General features: G+C 37.0%; 11 protein-coding genes, 4 tRNA genes, 4 rRNA genes and 1 other annotated feature. All 19 genes read right to left on the reverse strand.

Annotated elements, in window-relative coordinates:
• Positions 1-31 precede the first annotated feature (31 nt).
• Positions 32-108, reverse strand: a tRNA-Ile gene (locus ACZ5N4_RS25755).
• A gap of 95 nt (positions 109-203) precedes the next feature.
• Positions 204-1,712: ribosomal RNA gene (locus ACZ5N4_RS25760) — 16S ribosomal RNA — on the reverse strand.
• A 505-nt stretch (positions 1,713-2,217) separates the two neighbouring features.
• Positions 2,218-2,293, reverse strand: a tRNA-Ala gene (locus ACZ5N4_RS25765).
• Positions 2,294-2,298: 5 nt separating this feature from the next.
• A tRNA-Ile gene (locus tag ACZ5N4_RS25770) sits at positions 2,299-2,375 on the reverse strand.
• A 7-nt stretch (positions 2,376-2,382) separates the two neighbouring features.
• A 5S ribosomal RNA gene (gene rrf / locus ACZ5N4_RS25775) occupies positions 2,383-2,499 on the reverse strand.
• 134 nt (positions 2,500-2,633) lie between these two features.
• Positions 2,634-5,527 (reverse strand): 23S ribosomal RNA (locus ACZ5N4_RS25780).
• A gap of 254 nt (positions 5,528-5,781) precedes the next feature.
• A 16S ribosomal RNA gene (locus ACZ5N4_RS25785) occupies positions 5,782-7,290 on the reverse strand.
• Together the 16S, 23S and 5S rRNA genes with 3 tRNA genes alongside form the textbook arrangement of a ribosomal RNA operon.
• A gap of 532 nt (positions 7,291-7,822) precedes the next feature.
• Positions 7,823-9,202 carry a UDP-N-acetylmuramoyl-L-alanine--D-glutamate ligase gene (murD, locus tag ACZ5N4_RS25790; protein ID WP_464205557.1) on the reverse strand — a complete coding sequence of 460 codons (1,380 nt, stop codon included), beginning with the start codon at positions 9,200-9,202 and terminating at the stop codon, positions 7,823-7,825.
• Between the two features lie 543 nt (positions 9,203-9,745).
• Positions 9,746-11,137 (reverse strand): glycine--tRNA ligase, encoded by a 1,392-nt coding sequence (locus ACZ5N4_RS25795; RefSeq protein ID WP_464205559.1) that lies wholly within the window; start codon positions 11,135-11,137, stop codon positions 9,746-9,748.
• A gap of 280 nt (positions 11,138-11,417) precedes the next feature.
• Positions 11,418-11,584, reverse strand: a binding site (T-box leader).
• A gap of 140 nt (positions 11,585-11,724) precedes the next feature.
• Positions 11,725-11,799 (reverse strand) — tRNA-Asn (locus ACZ5N4_RS25800).
• Between the two features lie 150 nt (positions 11,800-11,949).
• Complete coding sequence (gene lysS / locus ACZ5N4_RS25805; RefSeq protein ID WP_464205560.1) at positions 11,950-13,458, reverse strand: lysine--tRNA ligase; 1,509 nt, start codon at positions 13,456-13,458, stop codon at positions 11,950-11,952.
• Between the two features lie 31 nt (positions 13,459-13,489).
• Positions 13,490-13,966, reverse strand: a complete 477-nt coding sequence (gene greA / locus ACZ5N4_RS25810; RefSeq protein WP_464205562.1) for a transcription elongation factor GreA — start codon at positions 13,964-13,966, stop codon at positions 13,490-13,492.
• A gap of 166 nt (positions 13,967-14,132) precedes the next feature.
• Complete coding sequence (locus tag ACZ5N4_RS25815; protein WP_464205564.1) at positions 14,133-14,954, reverse strand: Rossmann-fold NAD(P)-binding domain-containing protein; 822 nt, start codon at positions 14,952-14,954, stop codon at positions 14,133-14,135.
• A gap of 78 nt (positions 14,955-15,032) precedes the next feature.
• Entirely contained in the window at positions 15,033-16,007 is a 975-nt protein-coding gene (dusB, locus tag ACZ5N4_RS25820; protein WP_464205566.1) for a tRNA dihydrouridine synthase DusB, read from the reverse strand.
• The gene (locus ACZ5N4_RS25825; RefSeq protein ID WP_464205567.1) at positions 16,007-16,795 is read right to left on the reverse strand and encodes a type III pantothenate kinase; all 789 of its coding nucleotides are present in this window, start codon (positions 16,793-16,795) and stop codon (positions 16,007-16,009) included. Before ACZ5N4_RS25825 ends, dusB begins: the two co-directional genes overlap by 1 nt.
• 168 nt (positions 16,796-16,963) lie before the next feature.
• Positions 16,964-17,350: a thioesterase family protein gene (locus tag ACZ5N4_RS25830; protein WP_464205568.1), complete on the reverse strand. Its 387-nt coding sequence runs from the start codon at positions 17,348-17,350 to the stop codon at positions 16,964-16,966.
• Positions 17,351-17,475: 125 nt separating this feature from the next.
• Positions 17,476-19,278: an ATP-dependent zinc metalloprotease FtsH gene (ftsH, locus tag ACZ5N4_RS25835; protein ID WP_464205570.1), complete on the reverse strand. Its 1,803-nt coding sequence runs from the start codon at positions 19,276-19,278 to the stop codon at positions 17,476-17,478.
• 82 nt (positions 19,279-19,360) lie between these two features.
• Positions 19,361-19,906 (reverse strand): hypoxanthine phosphoribosyltransferase, encoded by a 546-nt coding sequence (gene hpt, locus ACZ5N4_RS25840; protein WP_464205571.1) that lies wholly within the window; start codon positions 19,904-19,906, stop codon positions 19,361-19,363.
• The gene (gene tilS, locus ACZ5N4_RS25845) at positions 19,907-21,295 is read right to left on the reverse strand and encodes a tRNA lysidine(34) synthetase TilS (protein WP_464205572.1); all 1,389 of its coding nucleotides are present in this window, start codon (positions 21,293-21,295) and stop codon (positions 19,907-19,909) included.
• Positions 21,296-21,432 lie beyond the last annotated feature (137 nt).

Genomic DNA, 21,432 nt, shown 5'->3' on the forward strand with positions numbered 1-21,432 from the left:
TAATATCACTGTGCAATTTTCAAAGAACAATTGGTGGGCTTAAATGGACTCGAACCATCGACCTCACGCTTATCAGGCGTGCGCTCTAACCAGCTGAGCTATAAGCCCTTATAAGAGTTATTATCTCATTGATAATCCCTCAAGATTAAACAGAGTGTAAACAAACCTTCAAAGTAGAATTACCTACTTTGTCGACTCCTTAGAAAGGAGGTGATCCAGCCGCAGGTTCTCCTACGGCTACCTTGTTACGACTTCACCCCAATCACTAACCCCACCTTCGGCCGCGTCTTCCTTACGGTTAGACTACGGACTTCGGGTGTTGCCAGCTCTCATGGTGTGACGGGCGGTGTGTACAAGGCCCGGGAACGTATTCACCGCGACATGCTGATTCGCGATTACTAGCAACTCCAGCTTCATGTAGGCGAGTTTCAGCCTACAATCCGAACTGAGGGTAATTTTATAGTTTTGCTCCACATCACTGTATCGCTTCTCTTTGTATTACCCATTGTAGCACGTGTGTAGCCCTAGACATAAGGGGCATGATGATTTGACGTCATCCCCACCTTCCTCCCGGTTAACCCGGGCAGTCTCACTAGAGTGCTCAACTTAATGGTAGCAACTAATGATAAGGGTTGCGCTCGTTGCAGGACTTAACCTAACATCTCACGACACGAGCTGACGACAACCATGCACCACCTGTCTTCCTGCCCCGAAGGGCTTCCTCCATTACGAGTAATTCAGGAGATGTCAAGTCTAGGTAAGGTTCTTCGCGTTGCTTCGAATTAAACCACATGCTCCGCTGCTTGTGCGGGCCCCCGTCAATTCCTTTGAGTTTTAATCTTGCGATCGTACTTCCCAGGCGGAGTACTTATTGTGTTAACTGCGGCACAGAAGGGGTCGATACCTCCTACACCTAGTACTCATCGTTTACGGCGTGGACTACCAGGGTATCTAATCCTGTTTGCTACCCACGCTTTCATGCCTCAGCGTCAGTTACGGTCCAGAGAGTCGCCTTCGCCACTGGTGTTCTTCCTAATCTCTACGCATTTCACCGCTACACTAGGAATTCCACTCTCCTCTCCCGCACTCTAGACTTCCAGTTTGAAATGCAGCACCCAAGTTAAGCCCGGGTATTTCACATCTCACTTAAAAATCCGCCTACGCATCCTTTACGCCCAGTAAATCCGGACAACGCTCGCCACCTACGTATTACCGCGGCTGCTGGCACGTAGTTAGCCGTGGCTTCCTCCTTTGGTACCGTCATTATCGTCCCAAAAGACAGAGCTTTACAACCCGAAGGCCTTCATCACTCACGCGGCGTTGCTGCATCAGGCTTTCGCCCATTGTGCAATATTCCCCACTGCTGCCTCCCGTAGGAGTCTGGACCGTGTCTCAGTTCCAATGTGGCCGATCACCCTCTCAGGTCGGCTACGCATCGTCGCCTTGGTGAGCCTTTACCTCACCAACTAGCTAATGCGCCGCGGGTCCATCTCAAAGCGGATTACTCCTTTAATTAGTTCTCCATGCGAAAAACTAATGTTATGCGGTATTAATCTCCCTTTCGGGAGGCTATCCCCCTCTTTGAGGCAGGTTACCCACGTGTTACTCACCCGTCCGCCGCTAATCCACCCCGAAGGGTTTCATCGCTCGACTTGCATGTGTTAGGCACGCCGCCAGCGTTCGTCCTGAGCCAGGATCAAACTCTCAATTTAAAAGTTTGAATGCTCATTACTGTTGTTTTTGACTACTAACAAGTAGTTCAAAAGAATTGCTGGTTTAGTTTACTTAATAAAAATCATCTTGATTTTTAACCTCTGTTTAATTTTCAAGGATCATGTCGTTCTCTTAACGACCTTTTAAAGTTTATCATAAGCTAGGAGCCTTGTCAATACTTTTTTTATTATTAATACTTGTATTGTTGTCTCTCAGCGACTTTTACATAATATCACGATAAGTAGTTCTATGTCAATAACATTTTTCAAAAAACTATATTTCATAAGATGGTTTCTTTATACAAATCTATACATACAAAATATACAACTAATATAATGCTTATGCAATTTAAATATGACAATCATATATTTACTTATTTACTATATAGATATACTCTTAATAAATATACTTCCTACCTATATTTATAGAAAAATAAATGTACGTTAATTTAACTGATAGCATTAAATACATAAAAAAAAGAGTGATAAACATCACTCTTTTTTATGGTGGAGATAAAGAGATTCGAACTCTTGACCCTCTGCGTGCAAGGCAGATGCTCTCCCAACTGAGCTATACCCCCATAAATGGTGGACCTTCAGGGACTCGAACCCCGGACCAACCGGTTATGAGCCGGTTGCTCTAACCAACTGAGCTAAAGATCCATATCTGACCTGGCGACGACCTACTCTTCCACAGGGTCTCCCCTGCAGTACCATCGGCACTATGAAGCTTAACCGTCGTGTTCGGAATGGGAACGGGTGTTACCTTCACGTCATAATCACCAGATATTACTCATCACAGTTTTATATTATACTGGATTCGCTTAGGTTTGTCAACACTTTTTTAGTGTTTATCAAACTTTTTTGAGAACATTGAGTAATTTACACATTTGTTCTCTGAAAATTGCACAGTGAATGTATTTGGTCAAGCCCTCGACCTATTAGTATCAGTCAGCTGAACATGTTACCATGCTTACACCTCTGACCTATCAACCTTGTGTTCTTCAAGGGGTCTTACTAGCTTACGCTATGGGAAATCTAATCTTGAGGTGGGCTTCACGCTTAGATGCTTTCAGCGTTTATCCCGTCCCGACATAGCTACCCAGCTGTGCTCCTGGCGGAACAACTGGTGCACCAGAGGTCAGTCCATCCCGGTCCTCTCGTACTAAGGACAGCTCCTCTCAAATTTCCTACGCCCGCGACGGATAGGGACCGAACTGTCTCACGACGTTCTGAACCCAGCTCGCGTGCCGCTTTAATGGGCGAACAGCCCAACCCTTGGGACCTACTTCAGCCCCAGGATGCGACGAGCCGACATCGAGGTGCCAAACCTCCCCGTCGATGTGGACTCTTGGGGGAGATCAGCCTGTTATCCCCGAGGTAGCTTTTATCCGTTGAGCGATGGCCCTCCCACGAGGAACCACCGGATCACTAAGCCCGACTTTCGTCCCTGCTCCACTTGTATGTGTCGCAGTCAGGCTCCCTTCTGCCTTTGCACTCTACGAACGATTTCCAACCGTTCTGAGGGAACCTTTGGGCGCCTCCGTTACTTTTTAGGAGGCGACCGCCCCAGTCAAACTGCCCACCTAACAATGTCCCGTGACCAGATTCATGGCCGCCGGTTAGAATCCCAGTACTGTCAGGGTGGTATCCCAAGGATGACTCCACAAAGGCTGACGCCCTTGTTTCTCAGTCTCCCACCTATCCTGTACAGACAATACCGAAACTCAATGCTAAGCTACAGTAAAGCTCTACGGGGTCTTTCCGTCCAATCGCGGGTAGCAAGCATCTTCACTTGCACTACAATTTCGCCGGATTTGTTGTCGAGACAGTGCCCAAGTCATTACGCCATTCGTGCGGGTCGGAACTTACCCGACAAGGAATTTCGCTACCTTAGGACCGTTATAGTTACGGCCGCCGTTTACTGGGGCTTAAGTTCACACCTTCGCTTGCGCTAAGTGTTCCCCTTAACCTTCCAGCACCGGGCAGGCGTCAGCCCCTATACATCAGCTTTCGCTTTAGCAGAGACCTGTGTTTTTGCTAAACAGTTGCTTGGGCCTATTCTCTGCGACCTACTTGCGTAGGCACCCCTTATCGCTAACTTACGGGGTCAATTTGCCGAGTTCCTTGACAACAATTCTTCCGCTGGTCTTAGGATTCTCTCCTCACCTACCTGTGTCGGTTTGCGGTACGGGCACCAACTTCCTCCATAGAGACTTTTCTTGGCAGCGTGGAATCAGATACTTCGCCCATAAGGGCTCCCCATCACACCTCAACTAAGTTTAACGGATTTGCCTGTTAAACATGTCTAAGTGCTTAGACGCACATCCAATAGTGCGCACATCTTATCCTCCTGCGTCATCCCATTTGTAATAACGTCAGTTGGCGGTATCGGAATATCAACCGATTGTCCATCACCTACGCCTTTCGGCCTCGGCTTAGGTCCCGACTAACCCTGAGCGGACGAGCCTTCCTCAGGAAACCTTAGGTTTTCGACCAATAAGATTCTCACTTATTTCTCGCTACTTATGCCAGCATACTCACTCCTGTACAGTCCACCGCTCCTTTCGGTACGACTTCAATCCATACAGGAAGCTCCTCTACCGCTCTTTCGAGCCCATAGCTTCGGTGGTAAGTTTTAGCCCCGGACATCTTCGGCGCAGGATCTCTCGACTAGTGAGCTATTACGCACTCTTTGAATGAGTGGCTGCTTCTAAGCCAACATCCTAGTTGTCTTAGAAATCCCACATCCTTTTCCACTTAACTTACACTTTGGGACCTTAGCTGATGATCTGGGCTGTTTCCCTTTTGACCACGGATCTTATCATTCGTAGTCTGACTGCTGAGATTCAAGTATATGGCATTCGGAGTTTGATAGGGTTCAGTAACTGTTGTCAGCCCCTAGCCCATTCAGTGCTCTACCTCCATTACTCATTCTCAACGCTAGCCCTAAAGCTATTTCGAGGAGAACCAGCTATCTCCGAGTTCGATTGGAATTTCTCCGCTATCCACAGCTCATCCCATGGTTTTTCAACACCAACGTGGTTCGGTCCTCCACGGAATTTTACTTCCGCTTCAACCTGTCCATGGATAGGTCACCCGGTTTCGGGTCTACGACATGCAACTTATTGCCCTATTCAGACTCGGTTTCCCTTCGGCTGCGCACCTTAAGTGCTTAACCTTGCTACATATCGTAACTCGCTGGCTCGTTCTACAAAAAGCACGTCATCGCACGTAAAAGTGCTTTGACCGGTTGTGGACACACGGTTTCAGGTTCTATTTCACTCCCCTCCCGGGGTTCTTTTCACCTTTCCCTCACGGTACTGCTTCACTATCGGTCACCAGTTAGTATTTAGCCTTGGGAGGTGGTCCTCCCTGCTTCCCACAAGGTTTCACGTGTCTCGTGGTACTCTGGAGCAGATCTCGTTGCTATTCTTTTCACTTACAGGGCTGTTACCTTCTACGGCGGAGCCTTCCAGCTCTCTTCAATTAAGAAATTACAACTTTTATGATCTGTCCGCAACCCCAGGAACAAGTTCCTGGTTTGGGCTCTTTCCCTTTCGCTCGCCGCTACTTAGGAAATCGATTTTTCTTTCTCTTCCTCCGGGTACTTAGATGTTTCAGTTCCCCGGGTATATCCCTATAAACCTATGAATTCAGTTTACAGTACACTACGTTAGTAGTGTGGGTTGCCCCATTCGGAAATCTTCGGATCACAGGCTATTTGCGCCTACCCGAAGCTTATCGCAGCTTATCACGTCCTTCTTCGACTACTGGTGCCAAGGCATTCACCATGCGCCCTTTGTAGCTTGACCATTCATCCGAAAATTGGTTTCTATCAATTTTCTTTGCTTAGTTATAAATCTACAAAGGTTACTTACTTATATAATAAGTAGTTTTACCTTCAGCTTTACTTTTATTTAATATCACTGTGCAATTTTCAAAGAACAATTGGAGGTTTATTTTATCATGTTGATTATTTAAAATCAACCGGTAAATAATCCCTCAAGATTAAACAGAGTGTAAACAAACCTTCAAGATAGAATTACCTATCTTGTCGACTCCTTAGAAAGGAGGTGATCCAGCCGCAGGTTCTCCTACGGCTACCTTGTTACGACTTCACCCCAATCACTAACCCCACCTTCGGCCGCGTCTTCCTTACGGTTAGACTACGGACTTCGGGTGTTGCCAGCTCTCATGGTGTGACGGGCGGTGTGTACAAGGCCCGGGAACGTATTCACCGCGACATGCTGATTCGCGATTACTAGCAACTCCAGCTTCATGTAGGCGAGTTTCAGCCTACAATCCGAACTGAGGGTAATTTTATAGTTTTGCTCCACATCACTGTATCGCTTCTCTTTGTATTACCCATTGTAGCACGTGTGTAGCCCTAGACATAAGGGGCATGATGATTTGACGTCATCCCCACCTTCCTCCCGGTTAACCCGGGCAGTCTCACTAGAGTGCTCAACTTAATGGTAGCAACTAATGATAAGGGTTGCGCTCGTTGCAGGACTTAACCTAACATCTCACGACACGAGCTGACGACAACCATGCACCACCTGTCTTCCTGCCCCGAAGGGCTTCCTCCATTACGAGTAATTCAGGAGATGTCAAGTCTAGGTAAGGTTCTTCGCGTTGCTTCGAATTAAACCACATGCTCCGCTGCTTGTGCGGGCCCCCGTCAATTCCTTTGAGTTTTAATCTTGCGATCGTACTTCCCAGGCGGAGTACTTATTGTGTTAACTGCGGCACAGAAGGGGTCGATACCTCCTACACCTAGTACTCATCGTTTACGGCGTGGACTACCAGGGTATCTAATCCTGTTTGCTACCCACGCTTTCATGCCTCAGCGTCAGTTACGGTCCAGAGAGTCGCCTTCGCCACTGGTGTTCTTCCTAATCTCTACGCATTTCACCGCTACACTAGGAATTCCACTCTCCTCTCCCGCACTCTAGACTTCCAGTTTGAAATGCAGCACCCAAGTTAAGCCCGGGTATTTCACATCTCACTTAAAAATCCGCCTACGCATCCTTTACGCCCAGTAAATCCGGACAACGCTCGCCACCTACGTATTACCGCGGCTGCTGGCACGTAGTTAGCCGTGGCTTCCTCCTTTGGTACCGTCATTATCGTCCCAAAAGACAGAGCTTTACAACCCGAAGGCCTTCATCACTCACGCGGCGTTGCTGCATCAGGCTTTCGCCCATTGTGCAATATTCCCCACTGCTGCCTCCCGTAGGAGTCTGGACCGTGTCTCAGTTCCAATGTGGCCGATCACCCTCTCAGGTCGGCTACGCATCGTCGCCTTGGTGAGCCTTTACCTCACCAACTAGCTAATGCGCCGCGGGTCCATCTCAAAGCGGATTACTCCTTTAATTAGTTCTCCATGCGAAAAACTAATGTTATGCGGTATTAATCTCCCTTTCGGGAGGCTATCCCCCTCTTTGAGGCAGGTTACCCACGTGTTACTCACCCGTCCGCCGCTAATCCACCCCGAAGGGTTTCATCGCTCGACTTGCATGTGTTAGGCACGCCGCCAGCGTTCGTCCTGAGCCAGGATCAAACTCTCAATTTAAAAGTTTGAATGCTCATTACTGTTGTTTTTGACTACTAACAAGTAGTTCAAAAGAATTGCTGGTTTAGTTTACTTAATAAAAATCATCTTGATTTTTAACCTCTGTTTAATTTTCAAGGATCATCTGTCACTCAAGACAGCTTATATAGTTTCTCACACTTACTTAACTTTGTCAAGAACTTTTTTTAAATTCTTTTTGTTAAGCTTAGCTGCTCTTGACAGCTTCATTATAATATCATACAAGCTAATTTGTTGTCAACATATTTTTGACTAACTTTTTTCACTTGTTTGCCGCTTCATCAAGCGACATGTGTTATCTTATCATAGTTTAGAAATTAAATATATATTTTATCTTTCCTCACATTAATTTATCTTTTTATTTCTTCTTTATTCTATGTTATTCTACATTATTTGCATATAGATACACGTGGATAAGTTATTATGATATCATATTAGTTTTATTAACTATAATTTTTATAACATAGCCTCTAAGTTATATATAACTTAGAGGCTATGTTACATTACTTTATCATTATTCTAAATTATTCACTATTTCCTTAAACTTATTTCCTCTTACTTCAAAGTTAGGGAACATATCAAAGCTTGCACAAGCAGGAGATAAGGTTACTATGTCCCCTTCTTCTGCTATTTCTTGTGCTCTACTAACAGCATCCTCAAGACTATTTTCAATTATAATAGGTAATTTTATATTTTTATCCTTCATGACTTTATCGAAAGCATCTTTTATCTTATATCTTGTAGCACCTACTAGTATCAATACTTTTATTTTTGAATATCCTTCTTCAGCTAGAGGTTCAAAAGGTATTTTTTTATCATATCCTCCAGCTATAAGAATTACCGGTTTTTCAAAAGCTCTAAGTCCCGCTACAGTTCTACTAGGACTCGATGCAATAGAATCATTGTAATATTTTATTCCTTTTATCTCTTGTACAAATTCACATCTATGTTCTACCCCAGAAAATGTTGTCGCCACTTTTCTCATGGCTTCTATACTAACATCATCGCTAACAGCACAAAAAGCAGCAAGTAGGTTTTCTACATTGTGCATTCCCTTTAATTGAATTTCGTTTAATAAACATACTACTTTGCCATTTAAATAAAGCTTATTGTCCTTAAAGAACGCACCATCTTCAATATAATTTTCTATACTAAATTGCATTAAGCGACCTCTAGCTTCTTTATTCATAGAGTTCGTTAAGTCATTGTCCCTATTCAACACAAGTAGATCTGTATTACTTTGGTATTTAAAAACATTTTTTTTCGAATCAACATACTCATCCATCCCTTTATGCATGTCTAAATGATTAGGACTAAGATTTGTTACAATTGCAACCTCTGGTGAAACATTCATTGTCATAAGCTGAAAACTAGATAGCTCTAGTACTACTCTATCTGTATAACTCATATCTTCTATTTTACTAAACAATGGAGTTCCTATGTTTCCACCTACCCATGTTTTATATCCATGCTCCTTTAAAATATTATAAACCAATGTAGTAGTTGTAGTTTTGCCATCGCTTCCTGTTACTCCATAAATCTTGGCTGGACAGTATTTAACAAACTCCTCCATTTCAGAAGTTATATAAGCGCCTTCTTCTTTAGCATTAATTAAAGCTGGACTATCTATTCTCATAGATGGTGTCTTAAATACTACATCAAATCCCTTTAACTTATCTAAATATCCTTCTCCTAAAACAAGTTGTACGCCTTTTTTCTTCAGTTCAGTAGCAGTTTCACCTAGTTGATCTTCATCTTTTTTATCAAAAGCACTTACTTTTGCTCCTAGCTTTAATAAAAAGTCTATTAAAGGTCTATTACTTACTCCTATACCTACTACAGCAGTTTTTTTCCCTTTTATAAAGCCCTTAAAATCATTAAAATCCTTTTTCATCAAAAACCCTCCACTTTAACATGACTATTTAACAAAGTTTTAAAGCTAATTAAATCATTAAATCCTTTTAGATACCTTATATCTAATTATATCACTTTAATATAATATATGACTTACTTTCTCAGTATCTTTTTATAATTGATATCGAAAAAGTCTCTTATATTCTTAATTTAAATGTTTTGTTTGTTTTATTTAAACTGTACTATTGTTTATAGTCGAAATTGCAAGAATATATTTAATTTAAAGACTTTGTTGTTGAGTATTGAAACTTATTGTCTTTATATGCTATACTAATTTCGTGCCGTAAGGAAACATTAATATAATTCCCCAAGTTTTAATTAAACATATAACATATCCCCATGATTAAACCCTATTTTGCCAGGTATGATACCTGGCTTTTTTGTTTTTTGCTTAGAAAATACTCTTACGGATTATAACCAGTTTATCACTATTTATAAAAAACCACTCTACTTAGTCCAAAAAAATTAGAAGATACATACTACACACTTCATAGAATGATATAGCACGTATCTTCTGGTATTCTTAGAATTCCATTTTACCTTTTATAAAGTCTCTTATTTCATCTATCTTTATTCTGAACTGCTGCATAGTATCTCTGTCTCTTATTGTTACAGTATCATCTTCTAAAGTATCAAAATCTACTGTTATACAGTAAGGGGTTCCAGCCTCATCCTGTCTTCTATATCTCTTTCCTATACTGCCTGCTTCATCATAATCAACATTAAACTCTTTTTGTAATTTACTATATAATTCTGATGATTTTTCAGAAAGTTTTTTAGTCAACGGAAGTATTGCCGCTTTAAATGGAGCAATTGCTGGGTGTAAATGTAATACTGTTCTAACATCTCCATCCTCTAACTCCTCTTCATCATAGGCATCTACTAAAAATGCCAATACGACTCTATCTGCACCTACTGAAGGTTCGATACAATATGGCACATATCTTTCATTGGTAGTAGGATCAAGATATGACATATCTTTTCCTGAATGCTCTTGATGTTGCTTTAAATCGTAGTCAGTTCTATCTGCTATGCCCCATAGTTCTCCCCAACCAAACGGGAATCTATATTCTATATCAGATGTTGCATTACTATAATGTGATAGTTCATCTTGTTCATGATCTCTAAATCTTATACTTTCTTCTTTAATTCCAAGATTTAAAAGGAAGTTCCAGCAATATTCTTTCCAATAGCTATGCCATTCTAAATCAGTACCTGGCTTACAGAAAAATTCTAATTCCATCTGTTCGAACTCTCTAGTTCTGAAAGTAAAATTACCTGGAGTTATTTCATTTCTAAAAGACTTACCTATTTGTCCTATACCAAATGGTACCTTTTTCCTTGAAGTTCTTTGTACATTTTTAAAGTTAACGAATATACCTTGTGCAGTTTCTGGTCTTAAAAATATTTCTGCTTTAGAATCCTCTGTTACTCCCTGGAATGTTTTAAACATTAAATTAAACTTTCTTATGTCTGTAAAATTCTTTTTCCCGCAGCTAGGACACACTATATTATTTTCATCTATATAACCCTTTAGCTTCTCATTACTCCATCCATCAGCACTAGCTTTTTCTATACCTTGATTCGTCATATGCTCTTCTACTATTTTATCTGCTCTAAATCTAGCTTTACATTCTTTACAATCCATAAGAGGATCTGAGAAATTTCCAACGTGACCTGATGCAACCCATACGTCCTTATTCATTAAAATAGCACAATCTATTCCAACATTGTATTCACTTTCATGTATAAACTTTTGCCACCAAGCTTTTTTAACATTGTTTTTTAATTCTACGCCTAAAGGACCATAGTCCCAAGTGTTTGCTAATCCTCCGTATATCTCTGATCCAGGATAAACATAACCTCTGTTTTTAGCCAAAGCTACTACTTTTTCCATAGTTTTTTCAAATGCCATAAATATTACCTCCTAATTTTTATTTTTATATTAATTAATAATTTTAAACATAATTATATAAAAAAAAGGCCTACCACGAAGGGACGAAAATAGTTTTCCGCGGTTCCACCCTTCTTGGCAAATGCCCTGCTTTCATCTCCTTGCTCTGAAGTTCCCTTCATAGACAAAACCTTAGTTGTTTACACCAACCACAACCTCTCTTTTAAGGCAATTTATCACTACTCTTCTTCATCATAGCAAGATATTTATTACTTTATGGTAAAAAAATAAAGCCTCACCATAAAGGGACGAAAATTATTTTCCGCGGTTCCACCCTTTTTGGCAAATGCCCTGCTTTCATAAACCTCACTCAAAAGCTCCCTTCATAGCAAAATCTTGGTTGTTTACAGCACCCACAACCTCTCTTTTAAGATGATTACTATTACTCTTCTTTATCATTGTGAATTATAATATTGTTTATATTAATATATATAATATAGCAATAATTTAGTATTGTCAACGTTATCCATTAAAATTTTTCTACTTTAATATAATTTACTATATCCATTAGATCAATATTTATACATTTTTATTACAAAAAATAAAAATGGCTCCGCGAAAAGGATTCGAACCTTCAACCCTTCGGTTAACAGCCGAATGCTCCACCATTGAGCTATCGCGGAACGACTTACATTTATTATTATATCAAGCATTCAAAAAAAGTCAACAGTTATTTTCACTTTTTTATATTTTCCACCTATTTTTATCTAATTTTATAATTTCTAAATCAAAAATCGACAGCTTGCTAGAAGCTGTCGACTTAGTTAACTTAGTTATTGTTGAGTTGGTTTCATTGTTGGGAATAATATAACGTCTCTTATAGAAGGTGAGTCTGTAAGGAACATTATCATTCTATCTACTCCTATACCAAGTCCACCTGTTGGAGGCATACCTATTTCCAATGAATTTATAAAATCATCATCCATCATATAAGCCTCATCATCTCCAAGTTCTCTTTCTCTAAGCTGTTGAACAAATCTGTCTTTCTGAACTATAGGATCATTTAATTCTGAATAAGCATTACATACTTCTCTTCCGTATATGAACCCTTCAAATCTTTCAGTAAAATCTTGATTTCCTCTTTTCTTTTTAGTAAGAGGTGAATTTTCTACTGGATAATCGCATACAAAAGTAGGTTGTATCAATTTATGTTCACAGAATTCTTCAAATAACGCAATTAAAATATCTCCCTTTGTACATTCCTTTAATTCTTTCTTAAATTCAAGATGTTTTTCTTTTGCAATTTCTCTTGCCTCTTCATCTGTTTTTATTTCATTAAAATCTATGCCTGCATACTCTTTTACAGCATCTACCATAGTAACTCTTCTCCAAGGCGGAGTAAAATCTATTTCTGTTCCTTCATATGTAACTTTTGTAGTTCCTAAAACTTTTTCACATACATATGCCATCATATTTTCAGTGATTTCCATCATATCATTATAGTCTGCAAAAGCTTCATATAACTCTATCATTGTAAACTCTGGATTATGTCTTACACTTATTCCTTCGTTTCTAAAGTTTTTGCCTATCTCATATACTTTTTCAAATCCACCAACAATAAGTCTCTTTAAATAAAGTTCTGTAGCTATTCTTAAGTACATATCTATATCTAAAGCATTATGGTGAGTTACAAACGGTCTAGCAGCAGCTCCTCCCGCTATAGGTGAAAGTACTGGAGTTTCAACTTCTAAATAATCTCTATTATCTAAAAACTCTCTTATAGCTTTTATTATAGCAGTTCTTTTCATAAATGTATCTCTTACATCCTGGTTAATTATTAGATCAACATATCTTTGTCTGTATCTTAAATCTGGGTCCTTTAATCCATGCCACTTTTCTGGAAGTGGTTTTAATGACTTTGAAATTAATTGGAAATCTCTAATATGCAGAGACACTTCTCCAGTTTTAGTTCTAAATACAGTTCCTGTTATTGATACAAAATCACCTATGTCAAAAGTTTTATACTCCTTAAGTTTCACTTCACCAACATCGTCTATTTTTATGTATAGCTGAATTTTGCCATATCTATCATGAATATCTGAGAATCCAGCTTTTCCATGAACTCTTTTTGACATAAGTCTTCCTGCAACTATAACTTCTTTTCCTTCAAGTGAATCATAATTGTCTTTAATCTCTTTTGTTGTGTGTGTTCTTTCTACCTTATAAACATCAAAAGGATCTCTTCCCTCATTTTGAAGATTTGATAATTTTTGTCTTCTTTCTCTAATGAGCTCATTAAAATCCTCTTCTAAATTGTTTAAATTTTTTTCATCATTTGCCATTAATAAACCCTCCAATATTTTCTTATGTAGCTTATCGTCTTATTCCTAGTATTTCATATTTGCTTACTCCATCCGGTACCTGTATTTCTATCACATCTCCTACTTTTTTACCTACAAGCCCTCTTCCGACTGGAGATTCATTAGATATTTTATTGTTTAACGGGTCGGCCTCAGCAGATCCAACAATTATATACTCTACTTCTTCATCAAATTCATAATCTTTAACTTTTACAATTGAGCCTATACTCACTATATCCGTGGAAATTTCACTTTCATCTACTATAGTAGCATTTTTAAGCATATTTTCAAGTTGAACTATCCTACCTTCTACAAATGCTTGTTCATTTTTAGCTTCATCATATTCTGCATTTTCACTCAAGTCTCCAAACGAAAGTGCTACCTTAATCTTTTCTGTTATCTCTTTTCTTTTAACTGTTTTTAAGTGTTCTAACTCATCTTCTAATTTCTTTACACCCTCATAAGTCATCACATATTTTTTTTCGTTCATTCTATTCTCCCCTTTTAATAGTTTACTAATAATTTTCTATATGACAATTTTACCCCTACCCATATGATAGCATAAACTTAGTAATTATTTTAAGTAATTATAAATCAGCATTATACTAATGTCAACATCTTCAAAACCACTACAAAGTATTCTGATCTTTCAATGATCATAAAATTAAAATCTCATCATTGAATTTTATCTTATCTAAGAAAATGCCATTATACTTTAATGCCTCTTCTATATTTTTTTCTTCCATTTGACATAATATCGCACCTAGAAGTTCTGGTGACATGTCTTCGTCTAATTCCCAAGGCACTTTGTAAGTAATATCATTTATAATAATATTATCTTTTTTTAACGGAATATACATATTATTTAAATACCATATATTAGCTCTAGCTTCCAAATCAACATCTTTTGATGCTATGATAAAATCTGCATTTTCAATTGCATACTTGAAATCTGACGTCACTATAGGCGTTATTCCAAAATTGGATATAATATATTCTGCCATATGTGTAAGCTCATTTACATGTCTAGATAATAATACTATATACTTAGCTTCTTTTGCCATAAAACAAATTATATCAAAATTTATTATATCTACAGCATCATATATTACTATACAGCTATCTCTTATACTTTTGTGCATTTTCCTCAAGATAAGCTTTGAACTTGTCACTATTCCCAAAGCTATTAATTCTCTTTGAAAATCATTTAAATAATTATAATCTAGCTCTCTATATATTTTAGGTGCTAAATATATATCCCTTCCTTTTACCTTTTTCTTAGCAACTAGCATGTTTTTATAGTATGATTGGCTATTAATATTGGGTGGAAGATTTATATTAGATATTTTTAAATTCAACTCCTTTATAAATCTTTCTCCCAGATATGATATTTTAAACCTATCTACTATTCTACCAAAAAAGGTGTTATTGTCATAAGGAATCTTTCTATTGCAACTAACATACGCTATTGGCTTCATAAGGCATTTCCTTAAAATTATTCACGCTACTATTCTATTCCATTATATAATTAAAAATTACAATACTTTTATTCATAGTTATTTATTATTATTTAATCTTTCTTTATAATTTAATAAAATCTCTATTACCTTTTCACTGCTTTTTTCATAATTGATTTTATCTTTTATTTCTTTATTACATTCTAAGCCCTTTATGTACCAGCCTATATGTTTTCTCATTTCTCTTACGGCCTTATCTTCACCATTATAATAAAGAGATCTTTTATAGTGCTCTATACACATATCTATTCTTTCTTCCATACTAGGATAAACCATGTTTTCTCCCTTAATGCCTCTTTGAACTTGGCTAAATATCCATGGATTTCCCATAGCGCCTCTACCTATCATTATTCCATCACACTTAGTCATTTCAAAAAGTGTCAGAGCGCCCTCACAAGAAACTACATCTCCATTCCCTATAACAGGAATGCTCACAGCCTCCTTGACTTTCCTTATTATATCCCAATCTGCTTTACCCTCATACATTTGTTCCTTTGTTCTGCCATGAACAGTTATCGCATCTACTCCGGCTTGTTCTAATTCCTTTGCAAATTCTACTGCATTTATGTTATTAGAATCAAATCCCTTCCTAAATTTTACAGTCACAGGTTTTAATGAAGCTTTTTTCACTTCTTGCACTATCTTTGCAGCTAATTTAGGATCTTTCATAAGTGCAGATCCTTCACCATTTTTAACTATCTTAGGTGCTGGACATCCCATATTAATGTCTACAATACAGATATCATTATTATCATTGAAAAAATCACAAGATTTTGCCATAACATAAGGATCGTTACCGAATATTTGTACTGCTACTGGAGCTTCATCTCTTGAAATTTCTAACATACTTTCAGTATTTTCACTTCCATAAAACAATGCTTTAGAACTTACCATCTCTGTATATACAAGACCGCATCCTAAGTTTTTACATAATCCTCTAAATGCTATATCCGTAACGCCTGCCATAGGAGCTAAAAATACAGTATTTTCAAATTTCAAATCTCTTATTTTCATTACAACACCTGTTCTCTATTCTTTTCGTAGATAATTCTAAGTCCTTTTAAGGTTAGAGTTGGATCTATTACATTTATAAATTTAGATTCTTCATTAATAAGCTTTGCTAATCCCCCGGTTGCAATAACATAAGGTTCATCTTCTCCAAGCTGCATCATTTCTTTCTTCATTTTATCAACTATGTAATCTACTTGACCTATATAACCATACACTATCCCCGCTTGCATACTTGATACTGTATTTTTACATATAACCCCTGCAGGTTTTATAAGCTCTATTCTTGGGAGTTTAGCTGCCTTCTGAAATAAAGCTTCTGAGGATATATTAATTCCGGGGCAAATAGTTCCCCCTAGATAATCTCCTCTAGCTGTTATAGCGCAGAATGTTGTAGCTGTTCCAAAGTCTATTATAATAACAGATTTTTTATAAATTTCATGAGCTGCAACTGCATTAACTATCCTATCTGCACCTACTTCTTTAGGATTATCATATTTTATATTTATCCCGGTCTTTACTCCTGGTCCTACTACTATAGGAGTTATTTCAAAGTACTTTATAATCATATGCTCCAATGAGTACATAATATTAGGAACAACTGAAGATATTATAACTCCTTCTACATCTGAAGGATCAAGTTTGCTTTGCAAAAATAATTGTGTTACCTGAATACCATATTCATCTGCTGTTCTTATAGGATCTGTAGATAATCTCCAATTAGCAATTAGTTCTTTATTCTTATAAATCCCAAGAACAATATTAGTATTGCCTACATCTAAAACTAAAATCACTAACTGCACCGCCTTTCTAGTAGTATATATTCTTATTTTTAATGCTAAACATAATTAAAGAGCAGCTCTGAAGCTGCCCTATAGTATACTCATTTTATTGTCAGTTTAATAATTTAATTTTAACAATTAAATTCTATTTGTCAAGAAAAAGGTTATGTCCTTTTGATACTATGACTGTAACTTTTTCATAAAATCATCACTATTTACTATGTATCTTGTATGTATTCCTTCTCCTATTTTCCCATGCTCGTCCCATGCTTGAACACTAAAGAAAAGTCTTTTACCCTCGACTCTTGTTAAAAGAGCTTCACATCTTACTTTCATTCCAACAGGTGATGCTTTAAGGTGCTTTATACTAACTTCTATTCCAACAGTTGTATATCCATATGGAAGATGTAAATCTACACAACTTTTAGACGTGTTTTCCATAAGAGCTATCATAGCAGGTGTAGAAAAAACGTCTAAATTTCCAGATCCTATTTTGCTAGCCGTGTCATTTTCAGTTACACATGTTTCTATTGTAGATGTTATTCCTTCTTTAACATTAAACTCCATAACAATCATCCCATTTCATTAAAATTTATATTAAAAATAGACATACATATGAATTATACCACTTTTATGTAGTTTTTAACATATATTTCATAAATAAAAAATAGAGGCTGATTAGCCTCTATCTTCTAAGCATTCTTGAATATTTCTTCAAACTCATCTGCTTCAAGTTTTTCTCTTTCAAGTAATGCCTTAGCAACAGCATGAAGTTTTGATATATTTTCATTTAAAAGCTTCTCCGCTTTGTTGTAACCTTCATCAATAAGTTTTCTAATTTCTTTATCTATTTCAAAAGCCACTTCTTCGCTGAAATTTCTTCCTTTTCCCAAATCTCTTCCTAAGAAAACTTCATCATGTCCAGAGCCAAAAGCTATCGGCCCTAAGTCACTCATACCATAATCCATAACCATTTTTCTAGATATTGTTGTTGCTCTTTCAATATCATTTTTAGCTCCAGTACTTATATCTCCTATTATTAGCTTTTCAGCAACTCTTCCACCTAAAAGCCCTATAATTTCATCTTGAAGCTTTGTTTTAGACATATAAGCAGTATCCTTTTCTGGAAGATGCATAGTATATCCTCCAGCCATACCTCTTGGTATTATACTTATCTGGTGAACTGGATCTGCAGTAGGCAGTAGCTTCATTACTACCGCATGGCCTGCTTCATGATAAGCCGTTAATCTTCTATCTTCCTCTGCTATAACCCTACTTCTCTTTTCGGGACCTGCAATAACTCTAGTTACAGCTTCCTCAAGTTCATCCATCTCTATTAAATCTTTATTTTTTCTTACTGCTAAAAGGGCAGACTCATTCATTAAGTTTTCTAAATCAGCACCAGTAAACCCTGGCGTTCTCTTTGCAAGAACGTCTAGCTTAACTTCAGTAGCTAAAGGTTTATTTTTTGAATGAACTTTAAGAATTTCTTCTCTTCCTTTAACATCAGGAGCTCCAACTACTATTTGCCTATCAAATCTTCCTGGTCTTAAAAGCGCAGGATCTAATATATCTGGCCTATTAGTAGCTGCTATCATTATTATACCTTCATTTGCTCCAAACCCATCCATCTCAACAAGTAATTGATTTAATGTTTGCTCTCTTTCATCGTGTCCACCACCAAGACCAGCACCTCTTTGTCTACCCACTGCATCTATTTCATCAATAAAAATAATACATGGTGAGTTTTTCTTTGCTTGGTCAAATAAATCTCTTACTCTAGATGCTCCAACACCTACAAACATTTCAACAAAGTCTGAACCGGATATACTGAAAAATGGCACTCCAGCTTCTCCTGCTATAGCCTTTGCTAGAAGAGTTTTTCCTGTACCTGGAGGTCCCACAAGTAGTACCCCCTTAGGTATTCTTGCTCCCATCTCTATATACCTTTTAGGCTGTTTTAAGAAATCAACTATCTCTGCTAATTCAGCTTTTTCTTCATCTGCTCCTGCAACATCACTAAAAGTGACCTTTTTCTTATCAGGTGTAGCCATTTTAGCTCGGCTCTTCCCAAAATTCATAACATTTCGGTTTCCTCCACCACCCTGTGATTGCTGCATGAACATAAACCAAAATGCTACAAGCATCAATATCAAAAGTACCGTAGGCAAATACTGTACCCACATAGGTACTGCTGCTGGCTTAACATAGATCTCCTTAACACTTCCATCCTTAGGATGTTCTCCTATAAATTGAAACAGTCTTTCTGATGGAACTACAGTCTCATATTGCTGACCATCCTTTAGCGATCCTACTATTGTCATTTTATCTTCTTTTACTTCGAAACTCGTTACTTTATTCTCTAACCAATATTTCTGAAAGTCATTAAAATTTATGGCTGTTGCACCTTCATTAGTTCTCACAAGCATTAGTGCTGCAAGAATTACTAATACAAATACTATAACCCAGGCCGTTGCGCTTGAAAATTTTTTCATTATAGGCCCCCCTCTCTTTCTAGTTTTATATTGTAAAATTGTATCATAATGCAGATTTCATTACAATAAATTCAGCATTAATTTACTGATAAACCTCCTCCTTTAATATACCGATATACGGTAAATTTCTATACTTTTCTGCGTAATCAAGACCATAACCTACTAAAAAATAATCTGGAACAACAAAACCCATATACCTAGCATTAATTTCAACCATTCTTCTTTCAGGTTTGCTCAAAAGACATGCTATCTCAAGACTAGCAGGTTTTCTACCTTTTAGATATTCTATTAGGTATGCTAATGTTGTTCCTGAATCTATTATATCTTCTACTATTAAAACATGCTTACCTTCTATTTCAAAATCTAAATCCTTTAGAATTCTTACTATTCCTGAGGTTTTACTTGAATTGCCATAGCTCGATACTGCCATAAAATCCATAGTACATGGTATAGTTATTTCTTTTAATAGATCTGCCATGAACGGAACAGATCCTTTTAATATTCCAACTAGCATTAAATCTTTCCCATCATAGTCTTTGCTTACTTGTTGACCTATTTCTCTTATTTTTGTTCTAAGTTGTTCTTCTGTAAGCAATACTTCTCTTATATCCTGTTGCATGCAATTCATTTAGGCTTCCTCACTTTCAATTATTATTTTCAAAATTTTTTTTGTATTTTTGTCAACTTTAAAAAGTTCACTAACCCTATATCCTACTACCCACGCAATTTCTCCACCAAAACATATAAGTGGAATTCTATCTCTTTCGTCTTTCGGCACTTTTAGATCTATAAATAAATCTTTTAATTTTTTGCTTCCCTTCATTCCTAAAGGTGTGAAACGATCTCCATCTTTTCTCCACCTAATTATAGTATCTCCTTTTATCTTATTATAGTCAAAATATTTAACAAAATTTTCTTGTTTCAAAAATAGATTATCTGTTTTATTAATCAGTTCTAGGGTAACTCTTAAATTAAAATCTTTTATTTCATTTAATCCACTATGTAATGTATATTCAATGCCATCATTTTTTATATTTTGTTCTTTCTTCTTATAGACAGATATATCTCCATAATTATTTTGTATATGTATTTTGTTTGGAAGGGTCAGCATCTTACCTGTAGCATTTTTCTGAATATCAATTACATCATAAATATGAATCTTTTCAAAGTTATATAAATTGCCTGATACATTATAGAGAGCTAATCGTATAATTCTTGTAATTATAGATTCATGCTCTAAAAACGCTTCCTTAGATATTATAACCTTTTCTTTATTATCATCACAATATTTTTTATATTTTTCTTTTGCAATCATTTCTAAATAATCATTATCTACTCTTATAGTGCTAGCTAATCTATTTAGGGTCGTCACAATATCTTCATTAAAATTTTCCTTTATGTACGGTATAAGCTGGAGTCGTACTTTATTCCTTGCATATATCGGCTCTAAATTTGTTTTATCTATTCTAGGATTAATATTATTATCCTCGCAATATCTCTCAATGCTTTCTCTTGAACAATTTATTAAAGGTCTTACAAAAATGTTGTCTCTTACTGATCTTATACCAATTAGACCTTCCATTCCTGTACCTCGCATTATTCGCATCAAAACAGTTTCAGCCTGATCATTAGCGTTATGAGCTATAGCTATCTTTTGAGCTCCAAACTTACTTTTTAACTCATAAAAAAACTTATATCTTGCTTCTCTGCCCGCAGTTTCCGAGGAAATATTTCTCTTTCTTACTAGGTCATGTATATCTACTCTCTTGCTTCTAAACTCTATATTTAGACTTTCACAAAATTTCTCAACATATTTTTCATCCTCATCCGACTCTTTTCCTCTTAGACAATGATTAATATGTGCTGCATATAAAGTTATTTGCAATTGCTCTTTTAAAGCGTTTAATATATGTAAAAGGCATATAGAATCAGGGCCTCCTGATACCGCAACTATTACTTTGTCTCCCTTTTCAAACATGTTATTTTCTTTTATTGTTTTTAGAGTTGTTTCTATCAAAGTTAACACTTCCTAAAAATAGTTTGTTTAGAAATAATATATTAATTATATCATAAATAATTTTCAATGTAAGAGTTTCAACCATATATTCGTATAACGACCGTATCTTCAGCAAAACAAAAAACTAAACACGCATT

The sequence above is a fragment of the Clostridium nitrophenolicum genome (assembly GCF_055391695.1).